General features: G+C 71.8%; 26 protein-coding genes. 2 read left to right on the top strand and 24 right to left on the bottom strand.

The features are described 5' to 3' along the window. Positions 1-132 precede the first annotated feature (132 nt). The 5 genes from ACWD6P_RS15345 to rpsB all read right to left on the bottom strand — a co-directional run bounded on the left by ACWD6P_RS15345 (position 133) and on the right by rpsB (position 4,792). Positions 133-1,308, bottom strand: coding sequence for a phosphatidate cytidylyltransferase (locus ACWD6P_RS15345; RefSeq protein ID WP_451444558.1), 1,176 nt, complete (start codon positions 1,306-1,308; stop codon positions 133-135). Next, complete coding sequence (gene frr / locus ACWD6P_RS15340; protein ID WP_033269513.1) at positions 1,308-1,865, bottom strand: ribosome recycling factor; 558 nt, start codon at positions 1,863-1,865, stop codon at positions 1,308-1,310. The genes ACWD6P_RS15345 and frr overlap by 1 nt, the downstream gene beginning before the upstream one ends. A 176-nt stretch (positions 1,866-2,041) precedes the next feature. After that, positions 2,042-2,812, bottom strand: coding sequence for a UMP kinase (pyrH, locus tag ACWD6P_RS15335; RefSeq protein ID WP_451444557.1), 771 nt, complete (start codon positions 2,810-2,812; stop codon positions 2,042-2,044). 162 nt (positions 2,813-2,974) lie between these two features. After that, on the bottom strand, positions 2,975-3,811 hold the full coding sequence (gene tsf, locus ACWD6P_RS15330; protein ID WP_451444556.1) for a translation elongation factor Ts: 837 nt from the start codon (positions 3,809-3,811) through the stop codon (positions 2,975-2,977). Between the two features lie 105 nt (positions 3,812-3,916). Beyond that, entirely contained in the window at positions 3,917-4,792 is an 876-nt protein-coding gene (gene rpsB / locus ACWD6P_RS15325; RefSeq protein ID WP_451444555.1) for a 30S ribosomal protein S2, read from the bottom strand. Positions 4,793-5,153: 361 nt separating this feature from the next. Here rpsB and ACWD6P_RS15320 point away from each other — a divergent pair, with 361 nt between their 5' ends. Further along, positions 5,154-6,146 (top strand): murein hydrolase activator EnvC family protein, encoded by a 993-nt coding sequence (locus tag ACWD6P_RS15320; protein ID WP_451444554.1) that lies wholly within the window; start codon positions 5,154-5,156, stop codon positions 6,144-6,146. Here ACWD6P_RS15320 and ACWD6P_RS15315 read toward each other — a convergent pair. The 17 genes from ACWD6P_RS15315 to ACWD6P_RS15235 form a co-directional block, all read right to left on the bottom strand. Next, positions 6,097-6,639, bottom strand: a complete 543-nt coding sequence (locus tag ACWD6P_RS15315) for a TetR/AcrR family transcriptional regulator (RefSeq protein WP_451444583.1) — start codon at positions 6,637-6,639, stop codon at positions 6,097-6,099. The two genes, ACWD6P_RS15320 and ACWD6P_RS15315, sit on opposite strands and share 50 nt — an antisense overlap. A gap of 125 nt (positions 6,640-6,764) precedes the next feature. Next, entirely contained in the window at positions 6,765-7,601 is an 837-nt protein-coding gene (whiG, locus tag ACWD6P_RS15310) for an RNA polymerase sigma factor WhiG (protein WP_451444553.1), read from the bottom strand. Between the two features lie 365 nt (positions 7,602-7,966). After that, positions 7,967-9,154 (bottom strand): DNA-processing protein DprA, encoded by a 1,188-nt coding sequence (dprA, locus tag ACWD6P_RS15305; RefSeq protein ID WP_451444552.1) that lies wholly within the window; start codon positions 9,152-9,154, stop codon positions 7,967-7,969. Between the two features lie 327 nt (positions 9,155-9,481). Further along, positions 9,482-11,188, bottom strand: a complete 1,707-nt coding sequence (locus tag ACWD6P_RS15300; protein WP_451444551.1) for a YifB family Mg chelatase-like AAA ATPase — start codon at positions 11,186-11,188, stop codon at positions 9,482-9,484. Further along, positions 11,188-11,544, bottom strand: coding sequence for a YraN family protein (locus ACWD6P_RS15295; protein ID WP_451444582.1), 357 nt, complete (start codon positions 11,542-11,544; stop codon positions 11,188-11,190). Before ACWD6P_RS15295 ends, ACWD6P_RS15300 begins: the two co-directional genes overlap by 1 nt. 370 nt (positions 11,545-11,914) lie before the next feature. Beyond that, positions 11,915-12,223 carry a DUF2469 domain-containing protein gene (locus ACWD6P_RS15290; protein WP_003980220.1) on the bottom strand — a complete coding sequence of 103 codons (309 nt, stop codon included), beginning with the start codon at positions 12,221-12,223 and terminating at the stop codon, positions 11,915-11,917. A 38-nt stretch (positions 12,224-12,261) separates the two neighbouring features. Beyond that, on the bottom strand, positions 12,262-12,738 hold the full coding sequence (locus ACWD6P_RS15285) for an NUDIX hydrolase (protein WP_451444550.1): 477 nt from the start codon (positions 12,736-12,738) through the stop codon (positions 12,262-12,264). Positions 12,739-12,805: 67 nt separating this feature from the next. Next, positions 12,806-13,534, bottom strand: coding sequence for a signal peptidase I (gene lepB, locus ACWD6P_RS15280; protein WP_451444549.1), 729 nt, complete (start codon positions 13,532-13,534; stop codon positions 12,806-12,808). A gap of 51 nt (positions 13,535-13,585) precedes the next feature. Next, a complete protein-coding gene (gene lepB, locus ACWD6P_RS15275; protein ID WP_451444581.1) occupies positions 13,586-14,578 on the bottom strand; it encodes a signal peptidase I in 993 nt (330 codons plus the stop codon). Next, positions 14,520-15,623 carry a signal peptidase I gene (gene lepB, locus ACWD6P_RS15270; protein ID WP_451444548.1) on the bottom strand — a complete coding sequence of 368 codons (1,104 nt, stop codon included), beginning with the start codon at positions 15,621-15,623 and terminating at the stop codon, positions 14,520-14,522. Before lepB (ACWD6P_RS15270) ends, lepB (ACWD6P_RS15275) begins: the two co-directional genes overlap by 59 nt. Next, positions 15,616-16,380 (bottom strand): signal peptidase I, encoded by a 765-nt coding sequence (gene lepB, locus ACWD6P_RS15265; protein WP_451444547.1) that lies wholly within the window; start codon positions 16,378-16,380, stop codon positions 15,616-15,618. The genes lepB (ACWD6P_RS15270) and lepB (ACWD6P_RS15265) overlap by 8 nt, the downstream gene beginning before the upstream one ends. Positions 16,381-16,475: 95 nt before the next feature. Continuing rightward, positions 16,476-16,823: a 50S ribosomal protein L19 gene (gene rplS / locus ACWD6P_RS15260; protein WP_451444546.1), complete on the bottom strand. Its 348-nt coding sequence runs from the start codon at positions 16,821-16,823 to the stop codon at positions 16,476-16,478. 133 nt (positions 16,824-16,956) lie between these two features. Then, on the bottom strand, positions 16,957-17,766 hold the full coding sequence (trmD, locus tag ACWD6P_RS15255) for a tRNA (guanosine(37)-N1)-methyltransferase TrmD (protein ID WP_451444545.1): 810 nt from the start codon (positions 17,764-17,766) through the stop codon (positions 16,957-16,959). Continuing rightward, complete coding sequence (rimM, locus tag ACWD6P_RS15250; RefSeq protein WP_451444544.1) at positions 17,766-18,311, bottom strand: ribosome maturation factor RimM; 546 nt, start codon at positions 18,309-18,311, stop codon at positions 17,766-17,768. The genes trmD and rimM overlap by 1 nt, the downstream gene beginning before the upstream one ends. Before the next feature lie 162 nt (positions 18,312-18,473). Next, positions 18,474-18,713: an RNA-binding protein gene (locus tag ACWD6P_RS15245; RefSeq protein WP_003980229.1), complete on the bottom strand. Its 240-nt coding sequence runs from the start codon at positions 18,711-18,713 to the stop codon at positions 18,474-18,476. A 2-nt stretch (positions 18,714-18,715) separates the two neighbouring features. After that, complete coding sequence (gene rpsP / locus ACWD6P_RS15240; RefSeq protein WP_451444543.1) at positions 18,716-19,156, bottom strand: 30S ribosomal protein S16; 441 nt, start codon at positions 19,154-19,156, stop codon at positions 18,716-18,718. A 155-nt stretch (positions 19,157-19,311) separates the two neighbouring features. After that, positions 19,312-19,902 (bottom strand): hypothetical protein, encoded by a 591-nt coding sequence (locus ACWD6P_RS15235; RefSeq protein WP_451444542.1) that lies wholly within the window; start codon positions 19,900-19,902, stop codon positions 19,312-19,314. A 545-nt stretch (positions 19,903-20,447) separates the two neighbouring features. Between ACWD6P_RS15235 and ACWD6P_RS15230 the strand changes: the two genes are divergently transcribed. Continuing rightward, the gene (locus ACWD6P_RS15230) at positions 20,448-21,302 is read left to right on the top strand and encodes a methyltransferase domain-containing protein (RefSeq protein ID WP_451444541.1); all 855 of its coding nucleotides are present in this window, start codon (positions 20,448-20,450) and stop codon (positions 21,300-21,302) included. Between the two features lie 93 nt (positions 21,303-21,395). Here ACWD6P_RS15230 and ffh read toward each other — a convergent pair whose 3' ends face one another. Both ffh and ACWD6P_RS15220 read right to left on the bottom strand, forming a co-directional pair. Then, entirely contained in the window at positions 21,396-22,946 is a 1,551-nt protein-coding gene (gene ffh / locus ACWD6P_RS15225; RefSeq protein ID WP_451444540.1) for a signal recognition particle protein, read from the bottom strand. 154 nt (positions 22,947-23,100) lie between these two features. Beyond that, a complete protein-coding gene (locus tag ACWD6P_RS15220; protein ID WP_451444580.1) occupies positions 23,101-25,497 on the bottom strand; it encodes a [protein-PII] uridylyltransferase in 2,397 nt (798 codons plus the stop codon). Positions 25,498-25,817: the final 320 nt, after the last annotated feature.

Here is a 25,817-nt window from a genome sequence, read left to right as displayed (position 1 = left end):
CTCCACTGTCGCGGAGCCAACGGCAGAACGATGCCGGAACCCGGAGAACTCACGGGGCCATCCCCGCAGCCGCGAGGCCGGAAAAGGGCCCGCCGCCTCAGACAGCGGGCCCTTCCAGAGTACCTGGGCGATTCAGCCCGACCCCACGAAGATCACAAACAGCAGCCAGACGACCGGGGCGGTCGGCAGCAGGGAGTCGAGGCGGTCCATGATGCCGCCGTGGCCGGGGAGCAGGGTGCCCATGTCCTTGATGCCCAGGTCACGCTTGATCATGGATTCGCCGAGGTCGCCGAGGGTGGCGCTGGCCGCGACCGCGAGGCCGAGCAGCAGGCCCTGCCACCAGGCGCCGTTCTTGATCAGGAATTCCATGCACAGCGCGCCGGCCACCATGGCGAAGAGCACCGCACCGACGAGCCCCTCGCGGGTCTTGCCGGGGCTGATGCGCGGCGCGAGCTTGTGCTTGCCGAACCGCCAGCCGACCGCGTAGGCGCCGGTGTCGCTGACGACCGTCAGCAGCAGGAACGTCAGCACCCGCTGCGACCCGTCGGCCTCGGCGGCGAGCATCAGCGCCACGAACGTCGCCAGGAAGGGCACGTAGATCGCCGCGAACACCCCGGCGGTGACGTCCCGCAGATAGTTCTCGGGTGCCTCGGTCATCCGCCACACCAGGACGGCGAGCGCGGTGAGCGCCATCGCCACCCATGCGCCCTCGGCGCCGCGTACGTAGCCGGCGACCACCATGGCGGTGCCGCCGACGGCGAGCGGCACCAGCGGCACCCTGATGTCCTTGCGCTCCGCCAGCCGCGAGGTCAGCTCCCACAGCCCCACGACGACGGCGATCGCGATCACGCCGATGAAGACGGGCTTGTAGACGAAGAGCGACGCGAGAATGACCGCGCCGAGACCGACGCCGACCCCTATCGCGGCACGCAGATTGCGCCCCGCGCCCTTCTTCTTCGGCTTCTCCGGGGCCGGCGATCGGTCGGACCCGGAGGGATCGGGGAAAGCGGTGGGCATGGGCTCCTGCGGCTTTTCGTCGCGGAACAGGGGGCCGCTCAGTCGAGCAGCCCCCCGGTCGTCCGGATGTTCCCGGTCATCCCGGATATCCCGTTGTTCCCGGTCGTCGTCCTGGTGTCCGCCTGGTTCGGGCACGATGGGCATGGGCCGAGTCTGCGCCGCTTCGCCCCAGTCGTGCACGGGACCCGCCGAGGCGGTCGGCGCCGCACCGCGAAGCGAGGAGGCCGGTCCGTTGTCGGGCGGTCCCCAACGGCCGGCGCCGGGCGGGGCCCCCCAGGATGACTCGTTCATCAGACCTCGAGGAGCTCGGATTCCTTGTGCTTGAGCAGCTCGTCCACCTGCGCGACGTACTTCGCGGTGGTGTCGTCGAGCTCCTTCTCGGCGCGGCGCACCTCGTCCTCGCCGGACTCCTTGTCCTTGACGAGCTTGTCCAGCGCCTCCTTGGCCTTGCGGCGGACGCTGCGGATCGAGATCTTCGAGTCCTCGGCCTTGTTCTTGGCGACCTTGATGAACTCCTTGCGGCGCTCCTCGGTCAGCTCGGGGAACGTCACCCGGATGATGCTGCCGTCGTTGCTCGGGTTGACGCCGAGGTCGGAGTCGCGGATGGCCTGCTCGATGTTGCGCAGCGCGCTCTTGTCGAACGGGGTCACCACGGCCATCCGCGGCTCGGGAACCGAGAACGACGCCAGCTGGTTGATCGGCGTCATCGCACCGTAGTAGTCCGCCACGATCTTGTTGAACATCGCCGGGTGCGCACGCCCGGTGCGGATCGCGGCGAAGTCCTCCTTGGCGACCACGACGGCCTTCTCCATCTTCTCCTCGGCCTCGAGGAGGATCTCTTCGATCACCACTTGCTCCTGGTCTTTTCGGTAAGAAGCAGAGCCTCGCCCCTGCCGCGCGTCTTCTCCTGCACGGTGTCCGACCGGCAGGCGGTTGTCCATCCCCGTACCGGGGGTCTTACCCCGGCCGGGAGTTGCCGCCCGTACGGGCCGATGCCCGCACGGAATGGCGGCAGTTGAGGCCGTCAGGCCCGGGTGTCCTGATCGCTGACGAGCGTGCCGATCTTCTCACCCTTCACCGCACGCGCGATGTTGCCCTCGGCGAGCAGTTCGAACACGAGGATCGGGAGCTTGTTGTCCCGGCACAGCGTGATGGCGGTGGCATCGGCGACCTTCAGGTCACGGGTGATGACCTCACCGTATTCGAGGGCGTCGAACTTGACCGCGTCGGGGTTCTTCTTGGGGTCGGAGTCATAGACCCCGTCGACGCCGTTCTTGCCCATCAGCATGGCCTCGGCGTCGATCTCCAGGGCGCGCTGGGCGGCGGTGGTGTCGGTGGAGAAGTACGGCATGCCCATACCGGCGCCGAAGATGACGACCCGGCCCTTCTCCAGGTGGCGCACCGCACGCAGCGGAATGTACGGCTCCGCAACCTGCCCCATGGTGATGGCCGTCTGGACGCGGGAGTCGATGCCCTCCTTCTCCAGGAAGTCCTGGAGGGCCAGACAGTTCATGACCGTGCCGAGCATGCCCATGTAGTCGGAGCGGGCCCGGTCCATGCCGCGCTGCTGGAGTTCGGCGCCGCGGAAGAAGTTGCCGCCGCCGATCACGATGGCGATCTCGTAGCCGTCGCGGACCACGGCGGCGATCTCGCGGGCCATCGCGTGCACGATATCGGGGTCGACACCCAGCCCGCCGCCGCCGGCGAACGCTTCGCCCGACAGCTTCAGCAGGAAGCGTCGCCGGCCGCTGTTGCCGGCATGGTCTGTGTGCGCGCCGTCGGCACCGTGATTCATTGAGCTCTCCTCGTGCACATACGAAGAAGGCCATTGCCGTGGGTCTGGTCCAGATCCCTCTGCGGCAATGGCCTCCTCGTCACATCTGCGGCCGGCCGTTGAGCGGCCGACTGCGTACGACCCTAGCGGGGTCGTAGGTCATTCGCTGCCTTCGCGGCAGGCTCAGATGCCGACCTTGATGCGCGAGAAGCGCTTCAGGGTGACACCGGCCTCCTGCAGGACCTTCTCGACGGACTTCTTGTTGTCGAGCGCGTACGGCTGGCCGAGCAGCGTCGCGTCCTTGAAGAAGCCGTTGAGGCGACCCTCGACGATCTTCGGCAGGGCAGCCTCGGGCTTGCCCTCCGCGCGGGTGGTCTCCTCGGCGACGCGGCGCTCGGCCTCGACGACCTCGGCCGGGACGTCTTCCTTGGAGAGGTACTTCGGGGCGAAGGCGGCGATGTGCTGCGCGACACCCTTGGCGACCTCGGCGTTCTCCTTGTCGAGCTCGACGAGGACACCGATCTGCGGCGGCAGGTCAGGCATGGTGCGGTGCATGTACGCCGTCACGTAGCCGTCGGAGAACTGCGCGAAGCGGTCCAGGACGATCTTCTCGCCCAGGTTGGCGTTGGCCTCGTCGACGAACGCCTGGACGGTCTTGCCGGCCTCGATCTCGGAGGCGAGCAGAGCCTCGACGTCGGCCGGGGCGGTCTTGGCGACGTGCGCGGCGATCTCGTTGGCGACGGCCTGGAACTTCTCACCCTTGGCGACGAAGTCCGTCTCGCACTTCAGCTCGACGATGACACCGGAGGCGTTGTCGTCGGCGATCAGGGAGACCACGGCGCCGTTCTCGGCGGAGCGGCCCTCGCGCTTGGCGACGCCCTTCTGGCCCTTGATACGCAGCGCCTCGACGGCCTTCTCGACGTTGCCCTCGGCCTCGTCCAGGGCCTTCTTGCAGTCCATCATGCCTGCGCCGGTGAGCTCGCGGAGCTTCTTGACGTCAGCGGCGGTGTAGTTCGCCATGGTCTGTGAATCTCTTCTCGAAATCTCGGGTCGAAAGATCTACGGGTGGACGGCGGGGGCGGCGCTCGTGGCGCCCTCCCCCGCCGTCATCAACCGGTCCGGAGGTCAGGCCTGCTCGGCGTCCGCAGCCGGCTTCTCGGCCTCGGCGGCCGGGGCCTCGGCAGCGGGGGCCTCGGCGGGCTTCTCGGCGTCGGCCTTCTTCTCGCCCTCGAGCAGGTCGCGCTCCCACTCGGCCAGCGGCTCGGCGGCAGCGGTCTTCTCGCCGGGCTTCTGGTCGCCGGTGGCGGCACCGGAGCGGGCGATGAGGCCCTCGGCGACGGCGTCGGCGATCACGCGGGTGAGCAGGGTGACGGAGCGGATCGCGTCGTCGTTGCCCGGGATCTTGTAGTCGACCTCGTCCGGGTCGCAGTTGGTGTCGAGGATCGCGACGACCGGGATGTTGAGCTTGCGCGCCTCACCGACGGCAATGTGCTCCTTCTTGGTGTCCACGATCCAGACGGCGCTGGGCACCTTCTGCATCTCGCGGATACCGCCCAGGGTCTTCTCCAGCTTGGCCTTCTCGCGGGAGAGAACCAGGAGCTCCTTCTTGGTGAGGCCGGAGGCGGCCACATCCTCGAAGTCGATCTGCTCGAGCTCCTTCAGGCGCTGCAGGCGCTTGTAGACGGTCGAGAAGTTGGTCAGCATGCCGCCGAGCCAGCGCTGGTTCACGTAGGGCATGCCCACGCGGGTCGCCTGCTCGGCAATGGCCTCCTGGGCCTGCTTCTTCGTGCCGACGAACATGACGGAGCCGCCGTGGGCGACGGTCTCCTTGACGAACTCGTAGGCGCGGTCGATGTACGACAGCGACTGGAGCAGGTCGATGATGTAGATGCCGTTGCGCTCGGTGAAGATGAAGCGCTTCATCTTCGGGTTCCAGCGGCGGGTCTGGTGCCCGAAGTGGACGCCGCTCTCCAGCAGCTCCCGCATCGTGACGACGGCCATGGCCGTACTCCTTGTTGTTCTCGGTTCCACTGCGGCCGGTCGGCCGCGGTGCCTGACGCCCCGACGCGCCTGCCGGGGAAGACACCTTGCGGGGCCGTCCTAGGACCGAGGGGCGCGGCCGTCGTGCTGCCCGAACGGGACTGGTGCACTGACGGCGGGGCGTGCGAAGTCGACCCGGTGACCCGGATCGCCATCAGAAGTGTACGGGACTGCCGATGCACCGGGCGACACGCACCATTTCGAATCCGCGGCGCGCCAGGACCGGACCCGGACGGGTGACGCCGTTGTCCACAACCGGCCCTTCGTCCACAGCTCCGGACCAAGATCCCCCCGTCGCGGCGGACTCCGTCACCGTCGAGACATGCGACAGGACACCCGACGAAATTCCCTGACCGGCGGCTCCGCGACGAGGGCCGGGCGCAGACGGTGCGGGCTCCGCGGCCGGCTGCGACTCCCACGCCGGCCGATGCCGCCCCTGCACGGATACGGACCGAGCTGCTTCTTCCCGGCCCGCGCGGCAGGCGTGCTCCTCGCCCCGGCCGCTGCCGCCCTGCTCGCCTTGTGGGCGATGGTCCTGGCGTCCCCGCTGGCCCATGCCGCGGCTCCGGAGGACAGGGCCTGGCCGGTGGCGGGGCCGTCGGGCCTGGGCCCCACGGTGTTACGCGGCTGGGAGCCGCCCCCTTCGCCCTGGGCGGCCGGGCACCGCGGCGTGGACCTGGCCTCGTCCGCCGGCGCGACGGTACGGTCCGCCGCGCCCGGCCGGGTGGCGTTCGCGGGGACGGTCGCCGGCCGCGGCGTCCTGACCATCGAGGTGTCGCGGTCGGGCCGCCCTTCCTTACGCACGACGTACGAGCCCGTACGCCCCACGGCCCGGAAAGGGCAGCGCGTCGCGGCAGGCCAGCCGGTCGCCGTCGTGCAGCGCGGCCCGTTCCACTGCCGCGGGCCATGCCTCCACTGGGGCCTGCGCCGCGGCGCGACGTATCTGGACCCGCTGTCGCTGCTCCCCCGGAGCATGCGCGGCGGCGGCCCGTCGCGGCTGCTGCCGGTCTTCGGTGTCCCCCTGCCGCCGGGCGGCCGTACGGTTCCCCGCCGGCCGGGGCCACCGGAGCCGGCAGCTCAGGTGGGAAGACCGACGCCGTCCGGGGCGGCCCTCATCGGGGCGGTCTGCCTCGCGGCCGCCGCGCTCTGGGCGATCGGCCGGCTGACTCCCGGCCGTCCGGCGGGGAGGGGCGGAGCTGCTGGGGCGCGGCCGGGGCCCGCGGGTGAGGGCGGGGGTGGCGGGCCGGGGCCGGGGCGGCCCGGGGTCAGGTGCGGGCGACCCCGTGGAGCACCATCGCAACCGCGGCCTCCGTGATCTCGTCCGGGTCTTCCGCGGCGCCCAGCTCGATGCGGCGGACCGCGGCGTCGACGACGCCCTGCAACAGCATCGCCGCGAGCCGCGGCTGTGCGTGGCCGAGGGTTGCGAGCGCCTCGACGATCATGGCGATGAGTCCGCCGTGCGCGGCACGGATCTTCTCGCGCGCGCCCGCGTCCAGCTCGCCGGCCGAGATGGCGACGACGGCCCGGTGGCGCCGGTCGCCGACCAGTGCCAGTTGCCGGCGCACATACGCCTCGACCTTCTCCTCGGGCGTGTCGGCGCGCTGCATCGCCGCCTCAACCTCGGCGGCCCACACGGGGAAGTCGACCGCGCACAGCTCTTCGACGACGGCCGCACGCGAGCGGAAGTACTCGTACACGGAGGAGCGCGCGAGTCCCGTGCGCTCGGCGAGGGCGGGGAAGGTCAGCGCCTCCGTTCCGCCTTCGGACAGCAGGGAGCGGGCGGCGTCCAAGAGGGCGCCGCGCTGCATCGTCCGGTGCTCGGCCACAGAGGCCGCTCGAATCCTGGGCACGGCACCACTGTACGGATGGCGTGCCCGTCGCGGCACTCCACCCGGCGACACGGCCCGGGAAGGCGCGGCCGGTGTGCGGTGGCTCAGCGTCCGACGTCGGCGAGCTTCGCCCTGAGCTGCAGTACGGACTTGGTGTGGATCTGGCTGACCCTGCTCTCCGTGACGCCGAGGACGTTGCCGATCTCGGCGAGCGTGAGTCCCTCGTAGTAGTAGAGCGTGACCACGGTCTTCTCGCGCTCGGGGAGGGTGTTGATGGCGCGTGCGAGCAGCCGCCGCAGTTCGCGGTCCTCGGCGATCTCGACGGGGTTCTCGGCGGCCGTGTCCTCAAGGGTGTCCATCAGGCTGAGCCGTTCGCCGCCCTCGCCGCCGACGTGCAGCAGCTCTTCCAGCGCGACCACGTTCGCCAGGGACAGCTGGCTGAACACGCTGTGGAGTTCCTCCAGGGCGATGCCCATCTCGTCGGCGACCTCCGCCTCGGACGGGGTACGGCGCAGCTGTGCTTCGAGGGTGGCGTAGGCGCGTTCGACGGCGCGGGCCTTCTGCCGTACGGAGCGGGGGATCCAGTCCAGCGCCCGCAGCTCGTCGATCATCGCGCCGCGGATGCGGGTGATGGCGTAGGTCTCGAACTTGATGGAGCGTTCGGGGTCGAATTTCTCGATGGCGTCGATCAGTCCGAAGACTCCCGAGGAGACGAAGTCGGCCTGCTCGACGTTGGGCGGCAGTCCGACGCTGACGCGTCCGGCGACGTACTTGACCAGGGGGGAGTAGTGCAGGATCAGCTGCTCCCGCAGCCGTCCGTCGCCGGATGCCTTGTAGGAGCGCCACAGCTCGTCGACCGAGCTGGGCGGGGCGGGGCGCACGCTGCCGCGCGCGGCGGGTGGTACTGCCGCACGGTCAGACCCGGAGGTGTGCTGGGGCATTCGTCGCCTTGAGCCGTTCTGCCGAGACGCGGGTGGATGGATGCATGAGGGTGGAATGTGTCTGTGAGCGTAGCGTGACCACAGCGTCGCGGTACGCGAGGAAGCCAGGTTCGGGGGTGCGCAGATACGTTCCGCTGCCCGCACCTCAGGGTTACTTCGTACGGCGTGTCGACACCCGGGCACGGGGCCGGGCGCCGGCGTACGGAGGACCGTGCGGACGGACGCGGGGACGACGCGGTGGACGGGAGCCCGTGCGTCCATGGGGCCACATCGGGGTCGCCCCACGGGTCGGACCCATGCGTCGAAGCATGGCAAACCTGGATTCTGCGGTCATTCCCCTCACCCTTTCACCCGTTCGCCCCAGGTCAAGTACCGCCTCGCCGGGAACCTTCGGCCGTCTCGGCGCGTCGCGCCAACTCCCAGCGGTCGCCGCACCTTTGAACGAATCCGAGGGCCTGCAGCTCAAGGAGTTTTCCCTGGGCGACGTCGCGGGATGTGCCCGTTTCCCGGGCAAGGTGGTCGGTGGCCGCACTGCCGCGGGCGGGCAGCGCCTCCCACACGCGGGCCGCGACGGGGTCCAGCAGGTCGCGGACGAGGGTCGGCCCGCGCCGCTCGGGGGCGAGGTCGCCGATGCTGCCGACGAGTTCGACGACCTCGTCGGCGTCGGTGACCACCATCGCCTCGCCGCGCAGGAGTTGGTGGACTCCGGCGGACAGTCCGCTCGTGACGGGCCCCGGCATGCCCATCGTGAACCGCCCGAGGCTCACCGCTCGCCGGGCGGTGACCAGCGACCCGCTGCGAAGTTCGGCCTCCACGACGACGGTGCCTCTGGTCAGCGCGGCGATCACGCGGTTGCGCTGGATGAAGCGGCTGCGGGTGGGGTGGTCGCCGGGCGGCAACTCGGCGACCACCAGGCCCTGTTCGACGATCCGCCCGATCAACTCGGTGTGACCGCGCGGGTAGATGTAGTCGGCGCCGGACGCGAGGACGGCGACGGTGGCGCCGTCGGCGGCCAACGCGCCGCGGTGGGCCGCGCCGTCGATGCCGTAGGCGGCTCCGGAGACGACCGTCCAGCCACGGTCGGCGAGGCCGGCGCCGAGGGTGGTGGCCAGGTGGGCGCCGTATTCGGTACAGGCCCGTGCGCCGACGACGGCCACGGAGCGCAGCGCCCACATCCGGAGGTTGGTCCTCCCGCGCACCCAGAGGCCGATGGGGCGGGCGTCGCCGAGGTCGTCGAGCTGACGGGGCCATTCCTCGTCCCCTGGGCAGATGAAGCGTCCGCCGAGTGCGGTGATCGCGGCGAGGTCCTCCGCGGGGCGTGCCCGCGCGGCGCGCATCCTCAGGCCCGCGATCTTGGCCGGGCTTGCGCCTGCGGGCGGATCGGCCGCTTCGTCGGACAGCGCGTGCCACAGCGCCACCGGGCCCATCTCGCGCAGCCAGCGGCCGGCGGTTTCGTCACCCGGCTCAAGGATCCGGGTGAGGGCGGCGCGGGCCGTGCACTGCGGATCGCGGGCCTGGCGGAGAGCCGGTGGCCGGGCGAACGCGGGGCGCACGACGGAGCGTAGCGCGGAGCGCGGTTCGGCGGTCGCGAGCAGCGGGCGGTCCGGATCGGTCTCCGGACCGGACGCGCGGCTCGCGTGGTCCGCCTGCGCTGGCAGCCCATGGGCGGCGAAGCCCCATGCGTCGACTCCACATGCCGCGGCTGCGCCTGCCCCGGCTCCGTCTCGGCCGGTTCCGCACGCCTCGGCTCCGTATGCCTCGGCTCCGTATGCGCTGGCTCCGCAGGCCTCAGTTCCGGGCGCCTCGGTTCCGGGCGCGGCGGCTTCGCAGGCCTCAGCTCCGGGCGCGTCGGCTCCATACCCGTCGGTTCCCTTCATGGCTCACCCCTGCCCGTACGACAGCCCGGCGGCCGCCGTCTCCCGCTCGCTGCCGCTGCCCTTGCCGCTGCCGTTGCCGTTGCCGTTGCCGCCAACGCCTCCCCCGCCGCCCGTCTTCGCCAGTGCTCCGCGGCGTACTCCGGTCCGCAGCTCCAGGGCCCAGTTGACGTCTTCCCTGGTGGGGCGGTCACGGTCGGCCAGATCGGCGGCGGTCCAGGCGACGCGGAGGACCCTGTCGAGTCCGCGGGCCGTGAGGAGGCCGCATTCGAGGTCGCGTTCCGCCTTGGCCAGGGCGCCGGGGTGGACCTGCCAGCGGGTTCTGAGTTCATGGCCGGGGATCTCGCTGTTGGTGCCCCAGGGGGTGTCGGCGAGGCGGGCCGCGGCGCGTTCACGAGCCGCCCTTACGCGTTCGGCCACGGTCTCGGTGGATTCGCCGCTGCGGCCGAGCGCGACCAGTTCGGCACGGGCGACCGGTTCCACGGAGACCCGCAGATCCACCCGGTCCATCAGCGGCCCGGAGAGGCGGGCGCGGTAGCGGCGGATGGCGGACGGCTGGCATTCGCAGCCGCCGCCGCTGGTGCCGTGTCGCCCGCAGGGGCAGGGGTTGGCGGCGAGGGCCAGCAGAAACCTGGCGGGCATGCGCATCATGCCCGCGGCACGGGCGATGACGACGTACCCGGATTCCAGGGGCTGACGTAAGGCGTCCAGGACACGGGGGCTGCATTCGGCGGCCTCGTCCACGAAGAGCACGCCGTGGTGGGCGAGGGACACGGCTCCGGGGCGGGGCAGGCCGGTGCCGCCGCCCACCAGGGAGGCCATCGTCGCGGAGTGGTGCGGGGCGCAGTAGGGCGGCCGGTGCACCAGCGGCTGTCCCGGCGGAAGGGTGCCTGCCACCGAGTGGACGGCGGTGACCTCCAGGGACTCCTTGGGGGACAGCGGCGGCAGCAGTCCCGGGAGGCGTTCGGCGAGCAGGGTCTTGCCGGCGCCGGGCGGACCCTTCAGGAAGATGTGGTGGCGCCCGGCGGCGGCCACTTCCAGGGCGCGGCGGGCTTCGTACTGTCCTGCGACATCCGCGAGGTCGGGTGTGTGGTCGCCGTGGGGCAGCCCCGCGCTGACGCCGGTGCCGGGCACGACCAGTCCGGCCAGCAGCGGGTCGGGGCGGCCCTCTTCCAGCGGGCTCTCCTCCTCGGGCACCGGTTCGTCGGCGAGGACGGCGATCAGCTGGCGCAGGCTGCGGACGCCGAGGACGGAGACACCGGGCACGAGCGAGGCCTCGGCGACGGTCCGCTCCGGAACGACGACCTGGCGGTATCCGGCGTCGGCGGCGGCGAGTACGGCGGGCAGCACGCCGCGGACGGGGCGGACCCGGCCGTCCAGGCCCAGTTCGCCGATCATCATCACGTCGGTGAGTTCACGGGGATCGAGGCGCTCCGCGGCCCCGAGGACCGCGCAGGCCACGGCCAGGTCGAATCCGCTGCCGCTCTTGGGTACGGAGGCCGGGCTGAGGCCGACCGTGAGCTTCTTCTGGGGCCACTCGGCGCCGGAGTTCACCACGGCGGCGCGCACCCGGTCCCTGGACTCGACCAGGGACTTGTCCGGGAGCCCGACGAGGGTGAAGGCCGCGACGCCGGGTTCGAGGTCGGCCTGGACCTCGACGACCACGCCTTCGACGCCGACCAGGGCGACGGAGCAGGTACGGGCGAATCCCATTACGCCACCCCTCGTGCGTGCTGGACGACCGGGGCGCCCCGGGCCGGCAGGAGCACGCCGACGACATCGATCCGTACGCCGCCGGGTGGCGGGCCGCCGTGCCGCTCCAGCCAGCGCTCCGCCAGCAGGCGCAGCCGGGCCGTCTTCTGGGGGCGTACGGCCGCCATGGGGTGTTCGAAGCGGCCGGCGCGGCGGGTCTTGACCTCGCAGACGACCAGGGCGTCGCCGTCGGCGGCGACGATGTCGATCTCGCCCTCGCGGCAGCGCCAGTTGCGGTCCAGGATCCGCATCCCGGCTTCGATGAGACACCGGGCGGCCAGGTCCTCGCCGTAGCGGCCGAGTGTGCGTCGGCGGATGTCCGTGCGCTTCGCCCCCGGCAGCTCGGCAGCCGGCCGCCGTACAGCCGGCGGCGTGCCGCCCGGTGGCCTGCCCGCGGCGGGCCTGCCTCCCGTGCCCGGCCGCTTCCGGCGCCTCCCCCGCGCCCCGTCCCTGATCCGTGCGTCGTCCCCGGCCGTGCGGCCGGCCTGCATGGCGTTCATGCGGTACCACCTCCGGCACCGACTGTGACGCCCTCACCGCGACCTATTGGATCTTGGTGGACAACGAGCCGATTGTGGATAACCCGCTCACCCACACGAGGCGGCACAGGGGCGGCACAGGGCACGCCGGACATCGCCGCGGAGGGCGCACCGGCTGCCCGGCCGCCCCGCCGCCCGTGCGGCCGGCTCAGCTCCCCGGCAGGTCCAGATCGCTCTTGTTGAGCTCCTCGATGTTCACGTCCTTGAACGTGAGTACGCGCACCTGCTTGACGAAGCGGGCCGGGCGATACATGTCCCAGACCCAGGCGTCGGCCATCGAGACCTCAAAAAAGACCTCGCCCTGAACCGAGTGCACCTGCATCTCGTAATCGTTCGTGAGGTAGAAACGCCGCTCGGTCTCGATCACATATTTGAACAGCCCGACGACGTCGCGGTACTCCCGGTAGAGCTTCAGCTCCATCTCGGTCTCGTACTTTTCGAGGTCCTCGGCGCTCATGGCAGATCCCCTTCAGCCGTGCGTCCCCCTATTGTGCGTCAGACGCTCTCGGTCTCCAGCTGCACCGGCGCACCAGGGGGCCCTTCGTCGAGCAGTGTGCGCAGCAGCTCGGCGAGTCTGGTCGGATACACCGTCTCATGGGACGCGGACAGTTCCTCCAAAGTCCACCACCTCAGTCCCGAGACGCTGCGCCGTTCCAGCTCCGTATGTCCTGCGGTGTCGGTGGCGGTCCGGTCCGTTCTCGCCAGGTAGTACCACTCGTCCTGGTCCCAGCGCCGCCCGTCGAAGGGGAAGGAGCAGAGGCGCTTCCACAGGACGGGGCCGAGGACGACGTCGGTGATCCCGGTCTCCTCGGCGAGCTCGCGGCGGGCGGCCGCTTCCCGGGTCTCGCCGCCCTCCAGGCCGCCACCAGGGGTGAACCACCAGGTCTCGCCGGGATGCTCCGGCTCGAAACCGTGGAGCAGCAGGATCCGGTCATCGGGGTCGAGCAGCACGATCCGGGAGACCTGCCGCACGCCGGCCTGATCCGACTCCCCGGGGCCCGCGGGCCCGCTCCCCTCCGCCGGCCTTCCGGCGGCCCGCTCACCCACGCCTGCGCGCCCTGCGCCGGGCGATCGGCCCGTAGGCCCCGCCGCCGAGGATGAGGACCGCGCCGGCGACCACCGCGAGGGTGATGGGCTGCAGCGGGCCGGGCTGCGAGGTGCCGCCGGGCAGGGCGGAGAATCCGGCCGGGCGCTCCATCATCCCGACGCTGTCCAGCGGCCAGGCGCGGGCGTCGACCCGGGCGCGTACGGCGCTGCGCGGCACCGAGCCGTGGTCGCCGTCGGTGAGGTGGACCCGGGAGTCGAGTGAGTCGCTGCGGTTGTCGCCGAGCAGGAAGAGCTGGCCGGCGGGGACCGCGGCCTTGAAACCGACGGGCGAGGCGGGACCACTGCCCTGCAGATACGGTTCCTCGATGGGGGTTCCGTTCACGGTCAGCCGGCCCTGCTTGGTGCAGCAGGAGACCTTGTCGCCCCCGACGCCGACGACGCGCTTGACCATCGGCTGATCGCCCCAGACGGAGTCCTGGAAGACGACGATGTCCCCGCGGCGTATCTCGGAGCCGTCCACGTTCTCGGCGATGACCCGGGCACCGGCCGCGATCGTCGGGGCCATCGAATCGGTCGGCACCGTATAGGGGCGGTAGATCAGCGCCGCCCATACGAAGCCGCCCAGGAACAGCACACAGCCGACGGCCACGGCCAGACCGGACAGCACACTGCCCGTCGTCCGGCCGCGGCCGTCGGTCCTGCGATCCGTACTGCTGCTCATCCCAGCTCCCACCCCGCGGACCGGCCCGCGTCGAAGATCCGGGACGGCACCTTACCTGGGGTTACGCTCTCCGGTCAGCCTCCTGCGACGCCACAGCACGAGGGGCACCGCACCCGCCAGGCCCAGCGCGGCCGGAGCCGCCGCCACGGCCTTGCTGATGCCGGGCTGGTCGAAGGTGTCCGGCACCGGCAGGGTCGCCCAGCGCGTGATGGGCCAGGCGATGGTGAAGGCCCGGCCGACGACCTCGTCCTCCGACACCGTGCCGTTGCCCTTGAGGTTCTGGTGGTAGCGGGAGTCGAGCGAGTCGTCGCGGTGGTCGCCCATCACCCAGATCCGCCCCTCGGGGACATGGATCGGACCGAAGGCGCGGTCCCCGCAGGGCGTGGCTCCGGGGTAGATGTACGAGTCTTCCTTGAGGGCCTTGCCGTTGACCTTGACCGGGCCGCTGCCGTGGCACTCGACCGTGTCGCCGCCGACCGCGATGACCCGCTTGATCAGGTCCTTCTCCTCGGCCGAGGGCATCAGGCCGATGAAGCTGAGGACCTTCTGGACGGGGTTGGGCTCGGGCGTCGGGGTCTCGTTCAGCCAGCCGCCCGGGTCGTGGAAGACGACGACCTCGCCGCGCTCCGGCTTGGACCCGAACCACGGCGTCAGCTTGTCGACCAGGACCCGGTCCCCGCGCTGCAGGGTGTCCTGCATCGAGTCGGACGGGATGGAGAACGCCTGGACCAGGAACGTCTTGATCAGCAGCGCCAGGAGCAGGGCGATGCCGATGAGGATCGGCAGCTCCTTCCAGAAGGCGCGCGGCTTCTTGCCCTTCTTCACGCTGCCGCTCGCCTCCTCGTCCGCTGCCGCGCCCAGCGGATCGGGCGCATCCGATGTATCCGGCTTGCTCAGCGGCACCCCATGCGGCGGCTGTGCCTGCTGCTCCGACTGTGACTGTGATCGTGACTGATGCACGGAACTCGCCGCCGGCTGCGGGGTCTCACCGCGCCTTGCCGGCTCTTCGGGCTCTTCGGTTCCGGACCGCGCGCCGACCGCCAAGTCCCCCACATCTGCTCCTCACTCCACGCACTCGCCCACCCGTCAACCGGTGCAGGCCCGCCACTCCCATAACGAGCGGGAGTTCCGCAGGGGTCGGGAGTACGGTCAAAGTCTCAGGTGACACCCTATGCGGCGGATCCGCCGCGGACGCCTTGGCGCCCGGCGCGTCGCGCACTGTGGCAAACGTGTCCGGCTCGTCGAGGCGCCGCCAGTGGCTGAACGGCCAGGCGATCACCACGGCGCGGCCCACGACCTTCTTCTCCGAGATCGTGCCACGGTACGGCTCGTCCAGGTGGAAGCGCGAATCCGCGGAGTCGGAGCGGTGGTCGCCCATGACGAAGATCCGCCCCGTGGGCACGTTCACCGTGAACTTGATCTGGGAGGGCGGGTTCCCCGGATGGACGTACGGTTCGGTCAGCGGGGTGCCGTTGACGGTGACCCGGCCCTTCGTGTCGCAGCACTTGACGGTGTCGCCGCCGACCCCGACGACCCGCTTGATCAGGTCCTTCTCATCGTCCGACGGCAGCAGCCCGATGAAGGTCAGGACGTCCTTGACCGGCTGGAAGGCACCCCCGTCGGCGGCGGGCTGGTGCTGCTCGCCCTTGAGCCAGTTCCCGGGGTCCTGGAAGACGACGACATCGCCGCGCTCCGGCTTGGACCCGAACCAGGGGGTGAGCTTGTCGACCAGGACCCGGTCGCCGATCTTGATCGTCTGCTCCATGGAGCCCGACGGGATGACGAACGCCTGGACGAGGAAGGTCTTCAGGACCAGGGCGATGGCCAGCGCCACCCCGATGAGGATGGGGATTTCCTTGAGGTAGGAGCGGCGCCTGCGGCGCTTGATGCGCTTGGCCTGGCGCCGCCGCTCGGCCCGTCCGCCGGTCGCCGGCCGGCGCGGCTGCTGACCGCGGCCGCCGGGCTCGGGGTCTCCGGGCACCGCGGAGTCGCCGTACGGGCCCCCGGAGTCCCCGTACGCGCCGTCTGTGCCGCGGCCCGGCCCCTTGGCGCTCTGCCGCCCGTGGCGGGGGCGTCCGCGGCTACCCACGGGAGCCTGCCGCGGCGGGTATCCGGTCGAAGGACGGCGGTGCGTCGAGGGTGCGCCAGCGGCCGAACGGCCAGGTGATCAGGTCCGCGCGGCCGATGACCTTGTCGACGGGGACCGTGCCGCCGCCCGGTTCACCGAGATGGTCGCGGGAGTCGCTCGATTTCGCGCGGTGGTCCCCCATGACCCACAGCTTCCCCTCCGGCACCACGATGTCGAACTCCACCGAGGACGGCGCGTCCTTGGGATGGAGGTAGCCCTCGGTCACGGGCTCACCGTTCACTTCGATCCGCCCCCGTCTGTCGCAGCAGGTCACATGGTCACCACCGATGCCGATCACGCGCTTGACGTAATCGGTCTCGGCGGGACGGGCCAGTCCCAGCGCCGCGCCGGCTCCGCGCAGCAGCCCCGTGACGGGATTCTCCCCCTGCTCCCTGTGAACGAACGAGCCGGTGCCGTCGAACACCACCACATCGCCCCGCGCCGGCTCGCTGCCGAAACGGTACGCCAGCTTGTTGACCAGCACCCGGTCCCCGATCCGCAGGGTGTTCTCCATGGAGGAGCTGGGGATCAGAAACGGCTGTGCGACGACCGCGCTGAGCAGCAGGACGAACGCCACACACACCGCGAGCAGGGTCACCGGCCGGTGCCGCAGACGGGCCGCACGGGCGAGGAAACGCGCGGAGCGCGACCCCTGCTCCGGCCCCGTGTCGGGGGTGGGAGAGGGGTCGCGCTCCGTACGTTGTGCGTCGGTGTCCATCGGGGCCCGAGCCTATCCGGCCGCGTCCGGACACCGGACGCGAGAGGCGCTTTGCGTTGCCCGGGCGCAAAAAATCGCGTGCCGGGCGGCGCGGCTCAGCTCTCGCGCTTCTCCTTGATCTTGGCGGCCTTGCCGCGCAGCTCGCGCAGGTAGTACAGCTTGGCGCGACGGACGTCACCGCGGGTCACGACCTCGATCTTCTCGACGATCGGGGTGTGCACCGGGAAGGTGCGCTCGACGCCGACGGAGAAGCTGACCTTGCGGACCGTGAAGGTCTCGCGCACGCCGGAGCCCTGACGGCGGATGACGACGCCCTTGAACTGCTGCACACGGGAGCGGTTGCCCTCGATGACGCGGACGTGGACGTTGATGGTGTCACCCGGGCGGAAGGCCGGGATGTCGCTGCGCAGCGACGAGGCGTCGACGGAGTCGAGAAGGTGCATGACCCACTGCTTTCTTCGTTGATGCCACAGGTCATCAACGGGATATCGGAAAGGATGTTTCGGATGCCGTTCCGTCGGGCGGGCGTCGTTCCCCCTGTGGCAGGGGCGCGCGCCGGACGCACACGGCAGCGGCCTATTCTTCCACGGCCTCGCTCGTACGCCCAAATCGGCCGTCCTCGCCCTGTGACCAGCCGAGAGCCGCGAGGATCGCGCGGTCGTGTTTGTCGAACGCGGCGGGGTCGGCGCGCTCGATCAGATCGGGGCGGTTGCGGTCGGTGCGGCGGAAGGCCTCGTCCCGGCGCCAGCGGGCGATCTTGCCGTGGTGGCCGCTGACCAGCACCTCGGGGATGGCGCGGCCGCGCCACTCGGGAGGCTTGGTGTAGACGGGCCCCTCCAGGAGGTCGGCCATCGCGCCGGGGGCGAAGGAGTCGTCCTGGTGGGAGGCGGCGTTGCCGAGGACGCCGGGCAGCAGCCGGGCCACCGCCTCGACCATGACCAGCACCGGGGCCTCGCCGCCGGCCAGCACGTAGTCGCCGATGGAGACCTCGCGGACGTCGAGGCGGTCTCCGTACTCCTCGATGACGCGGCGGTCGATGCCCTCGTAGCGGGCCGGGGTGAAGACCAGCCAGGGCTTGGCGGAGAGTTCGACGGCGAGCTGCTGGGTGAAGGGCTCACCGCTCGGGGTCGGTACGACGATGACGGGCTCGCCCTCGCCGGAGGCGAGTATCGCATCGAGCGCCTCGCCCCACGGCTCGGGCTTCATGACCATGCCGGGCCCGCCGCCGTAGGGGGTGTCGTCGACGGTGTTGTGCCTGTCGTGGGTCCACTGCCGCAGGTCGTGGATGCGCACGTCCAGCTGGCCGCGGGCCCGGGCCTTGCCGACGAGGGAGACGTTCAGCGGCTCGAGGTACTCGGGGAAGATCGTGACGACGTCGAGCCGCATCAGCTGTCCTCACGGCTGGCGGCGATCTCGGCCTGGCTCTCGTCGAGCAGGCCGGGCGGCGGGTCGATCACCGCGCGCTGCTCCTCCAGGTCGATCTCCGGGACGATCTCGGAGACGAACGGGATCAGGACCTCGCCTCCATCAGGGCGCGCGACGACCAGCAGGTCCTGGTAGGGCAGATGGGAGATCTCCGAGATCCGGCCCACGACCGTGCCGTCGCGGGTGACGACATCGAGGTCGACCAGCTGGTGGTCGTAGAACTCCTCGGGGTCCTCGGGGACCTCTTCGGGGTCGACGTCCGCGATCAGCAGGGTGTTGCGGAGCGCCTCGGCGGCCGTACGGTCCGCGACGCCCTCGAAGCGCAGCAGCAGCCGGCCGCTGTGCACCCGGCCGGTCGCGATGGTCAGCGGCCCGGCGGAGGACGGATCGGTGGCGAGGACGGCGCCCGGGGCGAGCCGCAGCTCGGGCTCGTCGGTGCGTACCTCTACGGTGACCTCGCCCTTGATGCCGTGGGCCCGGCCGATGCGGGCAACTACCAGCTGCACTACTGCTCCTTGCGGCCAGTCCCCCACCGCTTTCGCGAAGGTGGTCGTTCAGCCGTCGTGGTTCCTCAATTGATGGTCGCGGCCCGGGGGAGACCGCCGCAAACGGGTACGGGCCGGGGACGGCCCTAAGGCCCTCCCCGGCCCGAGCCGGTGTTCAACTTGTCAGCGGACCTGGTCCACGTCGACGAGGTCGACGCGGATGCCCCGGCCGCCGATGGCGCCCACGACGGTCCGCAGCGCGCGGGCGGTACGGCCGTTGCGGCCGATCACCTTGCCGAGGTCGTCGGGGTGCACCCGGACCTCGAGCACGCGCCCGCGACGCAGGGTGCGCGAAGCCACCTGCACGTCGTCGGGGTTGTCGACGATGCCCTTGACGAGGTGCTCGAGGGCTTCCTCGAGCATGCTCAGGCCTCGGTCGACTCGGAGGTGGACTCGGCCGCAGCCTCGTCCGCCTTCTTGTCAGCCTTCTTCGCCTTCGGGGTGATGGCCTCACCCTTCGGCTCGTCGCCGGAAGCCTTGGCGGCGGCCTCGAAGAGGGCGCGCTTGTCGGCCTTCGGCTCGGCGACCTTCATCGGCGCCGGGGCGGGCAGGCCCTTGAACTTCTGCCAGTCGCCGGTGACCTTGAGGATGGCCAGAACGGGCTCGGTCGGCTGCGCGCCGACGCCCAGCCAGTACTGCGCACGCTCCGAGTCGACCTCGATGCGCGAGGGGTTCTGCACCGGGTGGTACAGACCGATCTCCTCGATGGCCCGGCCGTCACGGCGGGTGCGGGAGTCGGCGACGACGATGCGGTAGTGAGGCGAACGGATCTTGCCCAGACGCTTCAGCTTGATCTTGACTGCCACGGGAGTGGTGTCTCCTGGTCTTGACGTGGTGGGGCACAACGAGATGCCACGTGGGGTTGCGGTACTCGGGTGCCCGATGGACGCGTCAGCCGGAGGAGAGAGGGGTCCTGTGCGACTGTCGAGTACAGCTAGCCATTGTGCCACACGCCTTCGGGTCAGCCGACCGCGGCCACCTCGGGGATCCGGAAGGGCTTGCCGCAGCCGCCGCAGACGATCGGCGCCTGGGCGAGCACGGACGGCACGACGCGGACATTGCGCCCGCAGTCGCAGACGGCCTTGACGCGCACGCCGCCTCCGGAGGAGCCGTGCCGGGCGGCCGGACCGCGGAAGCTGCGGGCGGTGTCCGTCGCGGTCGCGGCCGAGTGGGCCTTGAGGGCTCTGGCGAGTCGTTCGATGGTGGGGCGGTAGCGCCTCCTGGCTTCGGGGTTGAGCGTGACCAGCGAGAAGCCGCTGCTGGGATGCGGCTCGTCGGCATGGTCCAGGCCCAGCTCCTCGGCGATCGCCAGGAACCGGCGGTTGTGGTAGCGGCCTGCCCGGGAGGTGTCGCGGACGCCGCGGGCTGCGGCGATGCCGTGGACTGCCTCATGGAGCAGCCGTTCGAAGGAGAGCTCGGCGCCACAGGCGGACGAGGACTCTCCGATCAGGGACTCGGGCGCGGCCAGGTCCGGCAGCTCGGGGTGGTGCCGTTGAATATCGGCCCACGCGAGCGCCAGCTCGGCGGCGAGAACAGGCGGTGTCGTGCTCACGTCGTGACAACGAGCCGAGGTCGCCCAGTGTTCCGATTCCGGGCCATCCCAAATAATTTGCACGTACCAGTCAGTTTCTGGTCATGGGCCGTGTGGAGGGCGCAGTGCGTCGATCTGCAGAGAAGGCGCCCACCGGCCCGCAAGCCGGTACGTACCGCCACGTACGCCGCATGGCGTAGCGGGCCGTATGCCACGGCGGCGATCACCGCGGCGATGGTACGGGGGCGAGCTGTGCCCGCCGGCGCCGGGCCGCATCCCACCGTAGGGCCGTCGGACGGGACCGGCTAAGGGGAGTTGGGGGGCGCGCGGAGCGTCCGGGTGGCGGGTGCTGCCGTGGCGGATGCGCCCCCGCCGGGGCACTCTGGAACGGCGCTCCGGGGAGCGGGCCCGGCGCATACGGGGGCGCGCGGGAGACAACCCCGGCGCATCCCCTGGACGCCCGGACGGATGCGCAGTTGTCTGGATTGCGGGGGCGCACAACGCGCGAACACGGGGGCGATCGGTACGGAACAGCTTCGGGTTCTCGGCGAATAGGGGCGCTATCGATGTCACCCACGCTCGTGCGGCACCAGCTTCCGAACTCCGCGGCCATGGACTGCGACGGGCCGCCCACGCCGGCCGCCTCGCACTCGCGCACCCGCGACTGGGCCGAGATCCAGGAAAGAATGCTGGTGCCGCTGTACGAGGCCGCGTACGACCGGCTGGGGGTCGGCCCCGGCACCCGGCTGCTCGGGCTCGGCTGCGGCTCCGGGCTGGCGCTGCTGCTCGCGGCCGGGCGCGGGGCGCAGGTCTGCGGTGTGGACGCGGACGAGTCCCGGCTGGAGCTGGCCCGCGAGCGGCTCACGCCGGACGGGATGCCGGAGCACACCCGTGTGGTCAGCGGCGGGCTGGAGGCCGCGGCGTGCGGCGGCGGCGCGTTCAACGTGGTCACGGCCTTCCATCCGGTGGGCTGTGGGAGCAGCGTCGAAGGGCTGACGGCGTCGCTGAGCGCGGCGGCCGGGCTGGCGGAGCGCGGCAGCGCGGTGGTGCTGGGCGGCTGGGGCCCGGTGGAGCGCTGCGCCACGGCCGGGGTGCTGCGGGTGGCGCAGCGGCTGGCGGATCCGCTGCGTACGGCGGGCGGCTGGCGGCCCAGCGGACGCGACGACCTGGAGGAGCTGGCGGACCGGGCCGGGCTGCGGCCGGACGGTTCGGGGCGGGTGACCTGCCCGTTCGGCTACGCGGACATGGCCAGCGCGGTCCGCGGGCTGCTGTCCACGGGGCTGTTCGACGCGGCGCTGGAGGTGGCCGAGCAGCGCCAGGTGGAGAAGGAACTGGCGGAGGCGCTGCATCCGTACCAGCGGGAGGACGGCACGGTCTGGATGGCGAACGTGTTCCGGTACCTGATCGCACGGACCCGGTAGCGGCGGGGCGGCGGCCGCCCCGGGCCGGTGCGCGCGCGAGCCCCCGGCCGTGTCCGTGGCCAGGGGCTCGTGAGTCGGCTGTGCCGGTCCGGCTCAGCCCATGAACTTCTTGAATTCCTCGGGGAGTTCGAAGTTCTGCGGGCTCTGGCCGTCCTGCGGCAGGCCCAGGGGGTTGTCGGACTGGGCGGCCTCGCGGCGGGCGGCCGCGGCCTGCTCCTCGGCCTTGCGCTTCATCGGGTTGCCGCTCTTGCGCTTGCCCTTGGCCTGCTTGACCTGCTTCTTCTTCCGGGCGGCGCCACCGCCCATGCCCGGCATCCCCGGCATCCCCGGCATGCCGCCGCCCTGGGCCATCTTCGACATCATCTTGCGCGCGTCGAAGAACCGCTCGACGAGGTTCTTGACCGTGCTGACGTCGACGCCGGAACCCTTGGCGATACGTGCCCGGCGCGAGCCGTTGATGATCGTCGGTTCCTGGCGCTCGGCCGGGGTCATCGACTTGATGATGGCGGCGGTGCGGTCGACCTCGCGCTCGTCGAGGTTGTTGATCTGGTCCTTCATCTGGCCCATGCCGGGCAGCATGCCGAGCAGCTTGGAGATGGAGCCCATCTTGCGGACCTGCTCCATCTGGGCCAGGAAGTCGTCGAGGGTGAACTCCTTGGGGCCCTTCGCCAGCTTGGCCGCCATCTTCTCGGCCTCGGCCTGGCTGAAGGTCTGCTCGGCCTTCTCGATCAGGCTGAGCATGTCGCCCATGCCGAGGATGCGGGACGCCATGCGGTCCGGGTGGAACGCGTCGAAGTCGTCCAGCTTCTCGCCGTTGGAGGCGAACATGATCTGCTTGCCGGTGACGTGCGCGATGGAGAGCGCGGCACCGCCCCGGGCGTCGCCGTCCAGCTTGGACAGCACGACTCCGTCGAAGCCGACGCCGTCGCGGAAGGCCTCGGCGGTGTTGACCGCGTCCTGACCGATCATCGCGTCGACGACGAAGAGGACCTCGTCGGGGCTGACCGCGTCACGGATGTCCGCGGCCTGCTGCATCATCTCGGCGTCGATGCCGAGGCGGCCGGCGGTGTCGACGATGACGACGTCGTACTGCTTGGTCCGCGCGTGCTCGATCGAGTCCTTGGCCACCTGGACCGGGTCGCCGACGCCGTTGCCCGGCTGGGGACCGTAGAAGGCGACGCCCGCGCGCTCGGAGACGACCTGGAGCTGGTTGACGGCGTTGGGGCGCTGGAGGTCGCAGGCGACCAGCAGCGGGGCGTGGCCCTGCGCCTTGAGCCAGCGGCCGAGCTTTCCGGCCAGGGTGGTCTTACCAGCACCCTGGAGACCCGCCAGCATGATCACGGTCGGCGGCTGCTTGGCGAAGCGCAGCCGGCGGGTCTCGCCGCCGAGGATGCCGATGAGCTCCTCGTTGACGATCTTGATGACCTGCTGGGCGGGGTTCAGCGCCTGGGAGACCTCGACGCCGGTCGCGCGCTCCTTGACCTGCTTGATGAAGGCCCGGACGACGGGGAGGGCGACATCGGCCTCGAGCAGCGCGATGCGGATCTCGCGCGCCGTGGCGTCGATGTCCGCCTCGCTCAGGCGGCCCTTGCCCCGGAGGTTTTTGAAAGTACTCGCCAAGCGGTCGGAAAGCGTATCGAACACGGCGGTCGTCGATCCTCGGGGTCGGGGGCGGGGTCCAGTCGGGTTCTAGGGTATCCGGCCTGGCAAGCGAACCGGTCCTGGCCTGTTCCCGCACGGGCACGGGCGGTGCCGCGGCCCTCCCCGTGCCCGTACGGCTGTCCCCGTGCCCGTACGGCTACTGGAGCGCGGCCTCCACGGCCGAGGCGACCTTCTGGGCCGCGCCGTCCGTCAGCGGCGCCCCGTCCGTCCCCGTGACATAGAACGCGTCCACCGCGTTCGCCCCCAGCGTGCTGATGTGCGCGCTGCGGACCGCGACGCCGGCGGTCTCCAGGGCGCGGCCGATGCGGTGCAGCAGGCCGTGTGCGTCCTGGGCGCGGACCTCGATGACGGTGGCGGTACGGGAGCTGCCGGTGGCGACGGCGACCCGGGGCGGCGGGGCGGGCACGGGGCGGGAGCGGCGGGCGTAGGCGCGTTCCCGCTCGGCGAGGCGCGCGGGGATGTCGAGTGAGCCCTCCAGGGCGCGGGCCAGGTCGGCGCGGAGCCGGTCGGCCTCCGGCAGCGACCCGAATTCGGCGGCCACCCGCCAGCTCAGCAGCAGGACCGGGCCCTGGCCGATGGGGTCGAGGAAGAGCAGGTCGGCGGCGCGCACGGTGAGCCGGTGCAGGGCCAGTACGCCGGCCGCGGCGGGCAGTACGCCCGGCTGGTCGGGGACGGCCATCAGCAGCTCGACGCCGACCGGCTGCTGGTCGGGCGGCCCGTCCGGGGCCGCGGCGGGCGCCTCGGCGCGGGTGTGCAGGGCCAGGACGGGGCCGCCGGAGCGTCCGGCCTCGATCGCCAGCCGCTCCTGCTCCGCGGTCGGCCCGTCCGCGCGTACCTCCGGCTCGGGTTCCCCCGCGAGCCGCGCCGCGACCCGTTTGACCAGGTCGGCGACGAGTCCGGCGCGCCAGGCGCTCCAGGCTGCGGGCCCGGTGGCCAGCGCGTCGGCCTCGGTCAGGGCGTGCAGCAGCTCCAGGGTCCCGGTGCTGCCGACCGCGTCGGCGACCGCGCCGACGGTCTCCGGGTCGTCCAGATCGCGCCGGGTGGCGGTCTCGACGAGCAGCAGATGGTGCCGGACGAGGGTGGCGATCACCGCGGTGTCGCGCGCGCCGAAGCCGAGCCGGGCGGCCACGTCGCGGGCGATGGTCTCACCGGCCACCGAGTGGTCGCCGGGCCAGCCCTTGCCGATGTCGTGCAGCAGCGCGGCGATCAGCAGCAGGTCGGGCCGGTGCACCCGGCGGGTCAGCGCGGAGGCCCGTACGGCGGTCTCGACCAGATGGCGGTCCACGGTCCAGGTGTGGACGGGGTTGCGCTGCGGGCGGCAGCGGACCCGCTCCCAGTCCGGCAGCAGCCGGGTGACGATGCCCTCGGCCTCCAGTGCCTCCCATACGGGCACGGTGTACGGGCCGGCGCCCAGGAGGGTGACCAGCTGCTCGCGGGCCTCGGCGGGCCACGGTACGGGCAGCGGGCGGGCGGCGGTCGCCGTGGCGCAGCGGCGGATGGCGTGGGTGGCCAGCGGCAGCCCGGCCTGGGCGGCCGCGGCCGCGGCGCGCAGCACCAGCACCGGGTCGCGCTCGGGGCGCGCGGTGCGGGCCAGCACCGCCTCGCCGTCCAGCTCGACCACGCCCTCGGCGAGCGGCGAGCGCTCTCCCTTGCCCGCGGTCCGGCCGGTCAGCAGGCCGCGCAGCACAGGTTTGACGGAACGGGCGCGCAGCACCCGGCCGACCTCGCGCCAGGTGACGTCGGCGGCGTAGGAGATGGTCCGGGCGGATTCGTAGGTCTGCCGCAGCAGGGCGTCCGCGTCCAGCATGCCGAGGGCCTCGGCGACCTGGTCGTGCTCCTGGAGGGAGAGCCGGTCGGTGGCCCGGCCGGTGATCAGGTGCAGCGCGTCGCGGGTGTCGAGCAGGCGGGTGCGGGCGGCTTCCAGGCCGCCGCGCGGGGCGTCGGCGAGCCAGGAGGCGGCGACCGCACGCAGCGCGGTGGCGTCCCGCAGCCCGCCCCGGGCCTCCTTGAGGTCGGGTTCGAGGAGGTACTGCAGTTCGCCCTGCCGCTCGGCGCGCTCCTGGCACAGGGCGTGCAGCTCCGGCAACCGCTTGGGGGCGCTCTCGCGCCAGTCGGCGTACGCCGCGGTGCGCAGGGCGGCGCTCAGTTCCGGGTCGCCGGCCAGATGGCGGGCGTCGAGCAGGCCCAGCTGCACCTTGAGGTCCTCGCGGGCGGCCTTGCGGGCCTCGGCGGGGGTGCGTACGGAGTGGTCGAGGGCGAGGCCGAGGTCCCAGACGGGGTACCAGAGGTGGTCGGCGAGCGCGGCGAGGGCGGCGGGGTCGGCGCGTCCGTCGTGCAGCAGAAGCAGGTCCAGGTCGCTGCGCGGGGAGAGCTCGCCGCGCCCGTAGCCGCCGACGGCGACCAGGGCGGTACCGGACAGGCCGGGGGCTCCGGCGTGCCGGGTCAGCAGGCCGGCCAGCCAGTCGTCGGTCAGCCGGGCGAGGGCGGCGCGGCGCTCGGGGCCGGTGGGCTCCTTGTCCTGGAGGAGCCGCAGTCTGGCCGCGGGGTAGCCGCCTTCGGCGGTGGGCCCGGTCCCCCGGCGCGCCTCGGCCGGTCCTGCCGTCTTCTCGACGCTCTCCGTCAACTCCCGCGCTCCTTGGTCGTGTTGTCCCCCGCGGTCAGTGGCGCCCCTGGATCCGTCCGGCGCGGCGCCTCCCCGTCGTGCCGCCTCCCCCTGCCTCGTGCCGCCTCTCCCTGCCTCGTGCCGCCTCCCCCTGCCTCGTGCCGCCTCTCCCTGCCTCGTGCCGCCTCCCCCTGCCTCGTGCCGCCTCCTTCATTATTCAGGCAACGATTACGGAGAGTAGTCAGTTCCAA

This window comes from Streptomyces sp. NPDC002446, from assembly GCF_053595675.1.
This window is presented reverse-complemented; position numbering and strand designations above follow the sequence as displayed.

Bases quoted from the DNA above. Each gene is read 5' to 3' on its own strand.
- trmD (WP_451444545.1), bottom strand. From the start codon at position 17,766: ATGCGGCTCGACGTCGTCACGATCTTCCCCGAGTACCTCGAGCCGCTG.
- rpsB (WP_451444555.1), bottom strand. From the start codon at position 4,792: ATGGCCGTCGTCACGATGCGGGAGCTGCTGGAGAGCGGCGTCCACTTC.
- ACWD6P_RS15245 (WP_003980229.1), bottom strand. From the start codon at position 18,713: ATGCTCGAGGAAGCCCTCGAGCACCTCGTCAAGGGCATCGTCGACAAC.
- ACWD6P_RS15290 (WP_003980220.1), bottom strand. From the start codon at position 12,223: ATGAGCGCCGAGGACCTCGAAAAGTACGAGACCGAGATGGAGCTGAAG.
- ACWD6P_RS15230 (WP_451444541.1), top strand. From the start codon at position 20,448: ATGTCACCCACGCTCGTGCGGCACCAGCTTCCGAACTCCGCGGCCATG.
- lepB (WP_451444549.1), bottom strand. From the start codon at position 13,534: ATGAGCAGCAGTACGGATCGCAGGACCGACGGCCGCGGCCGGACGACG.
- whiG (WP_451444553.1), bottom strand. From the start codon at position 7,601: ATGCCCCAGCACACCTCCGGGTCTGACCGTGCGGCAGTACCACCCGCC.
- pyrH (WP_451444557.1), bottom strand. From the start codon at position 2,812: ATGAATCACGGTGCCGACGGCGCGCACACAGACCATGCCGGCAACAGC.
- tsf (WP_451444556.1), bottom strand. From the start codon at position 3,811: ATGGCGAACTACACCGCCGCTGACGTCAAGAAGCTCCGCGAGCTCACC.
- ACWD6P_RS15345 (WP_451444558.1), bottom strand. From the start codon at position 1,308: ATGAACGAGTCATCCTGGGGGGCCCCGCCCGGCGCCGGCCGTTGGGGA.
- ACWD6P_RS15315 (WP_451444583.1), bottom strand. From the start codon at position 6,639: ATGCAGCGCGGCGCCCTCTTGGACGCCGCCCGCTCCCTGCTGTCCGAA.
- rplS (WP_451444546.1), bottom strand. From the start codon at position 16,823: ATGCACCTTCTCGACTCCGTCGACGCCTCGTCGCTGCGCAGCGACATC.
- ACWD6P_RS15320 (WP_451444554.1), top strand. From the start codon at position 5,154: ATGCGACAGGACACCCGACGAAATTCCCTGACCGGCGGCTCCGCGACG.
- lepB (WP_451444547.1), bottom strand. From the start codon at position 16,380: ATGGACACCGACGCACAACGTACGGAGCGCGACCCCTCTCCCACCCCC.
- ACWD6P_RS15300 (WP_451444551.1), bottom strand. From the start codon at position 11,188: ATGGGATTCGCCCGTACCTGCTCCGTCGCCCTGGTCGGCGTCGAAGGC.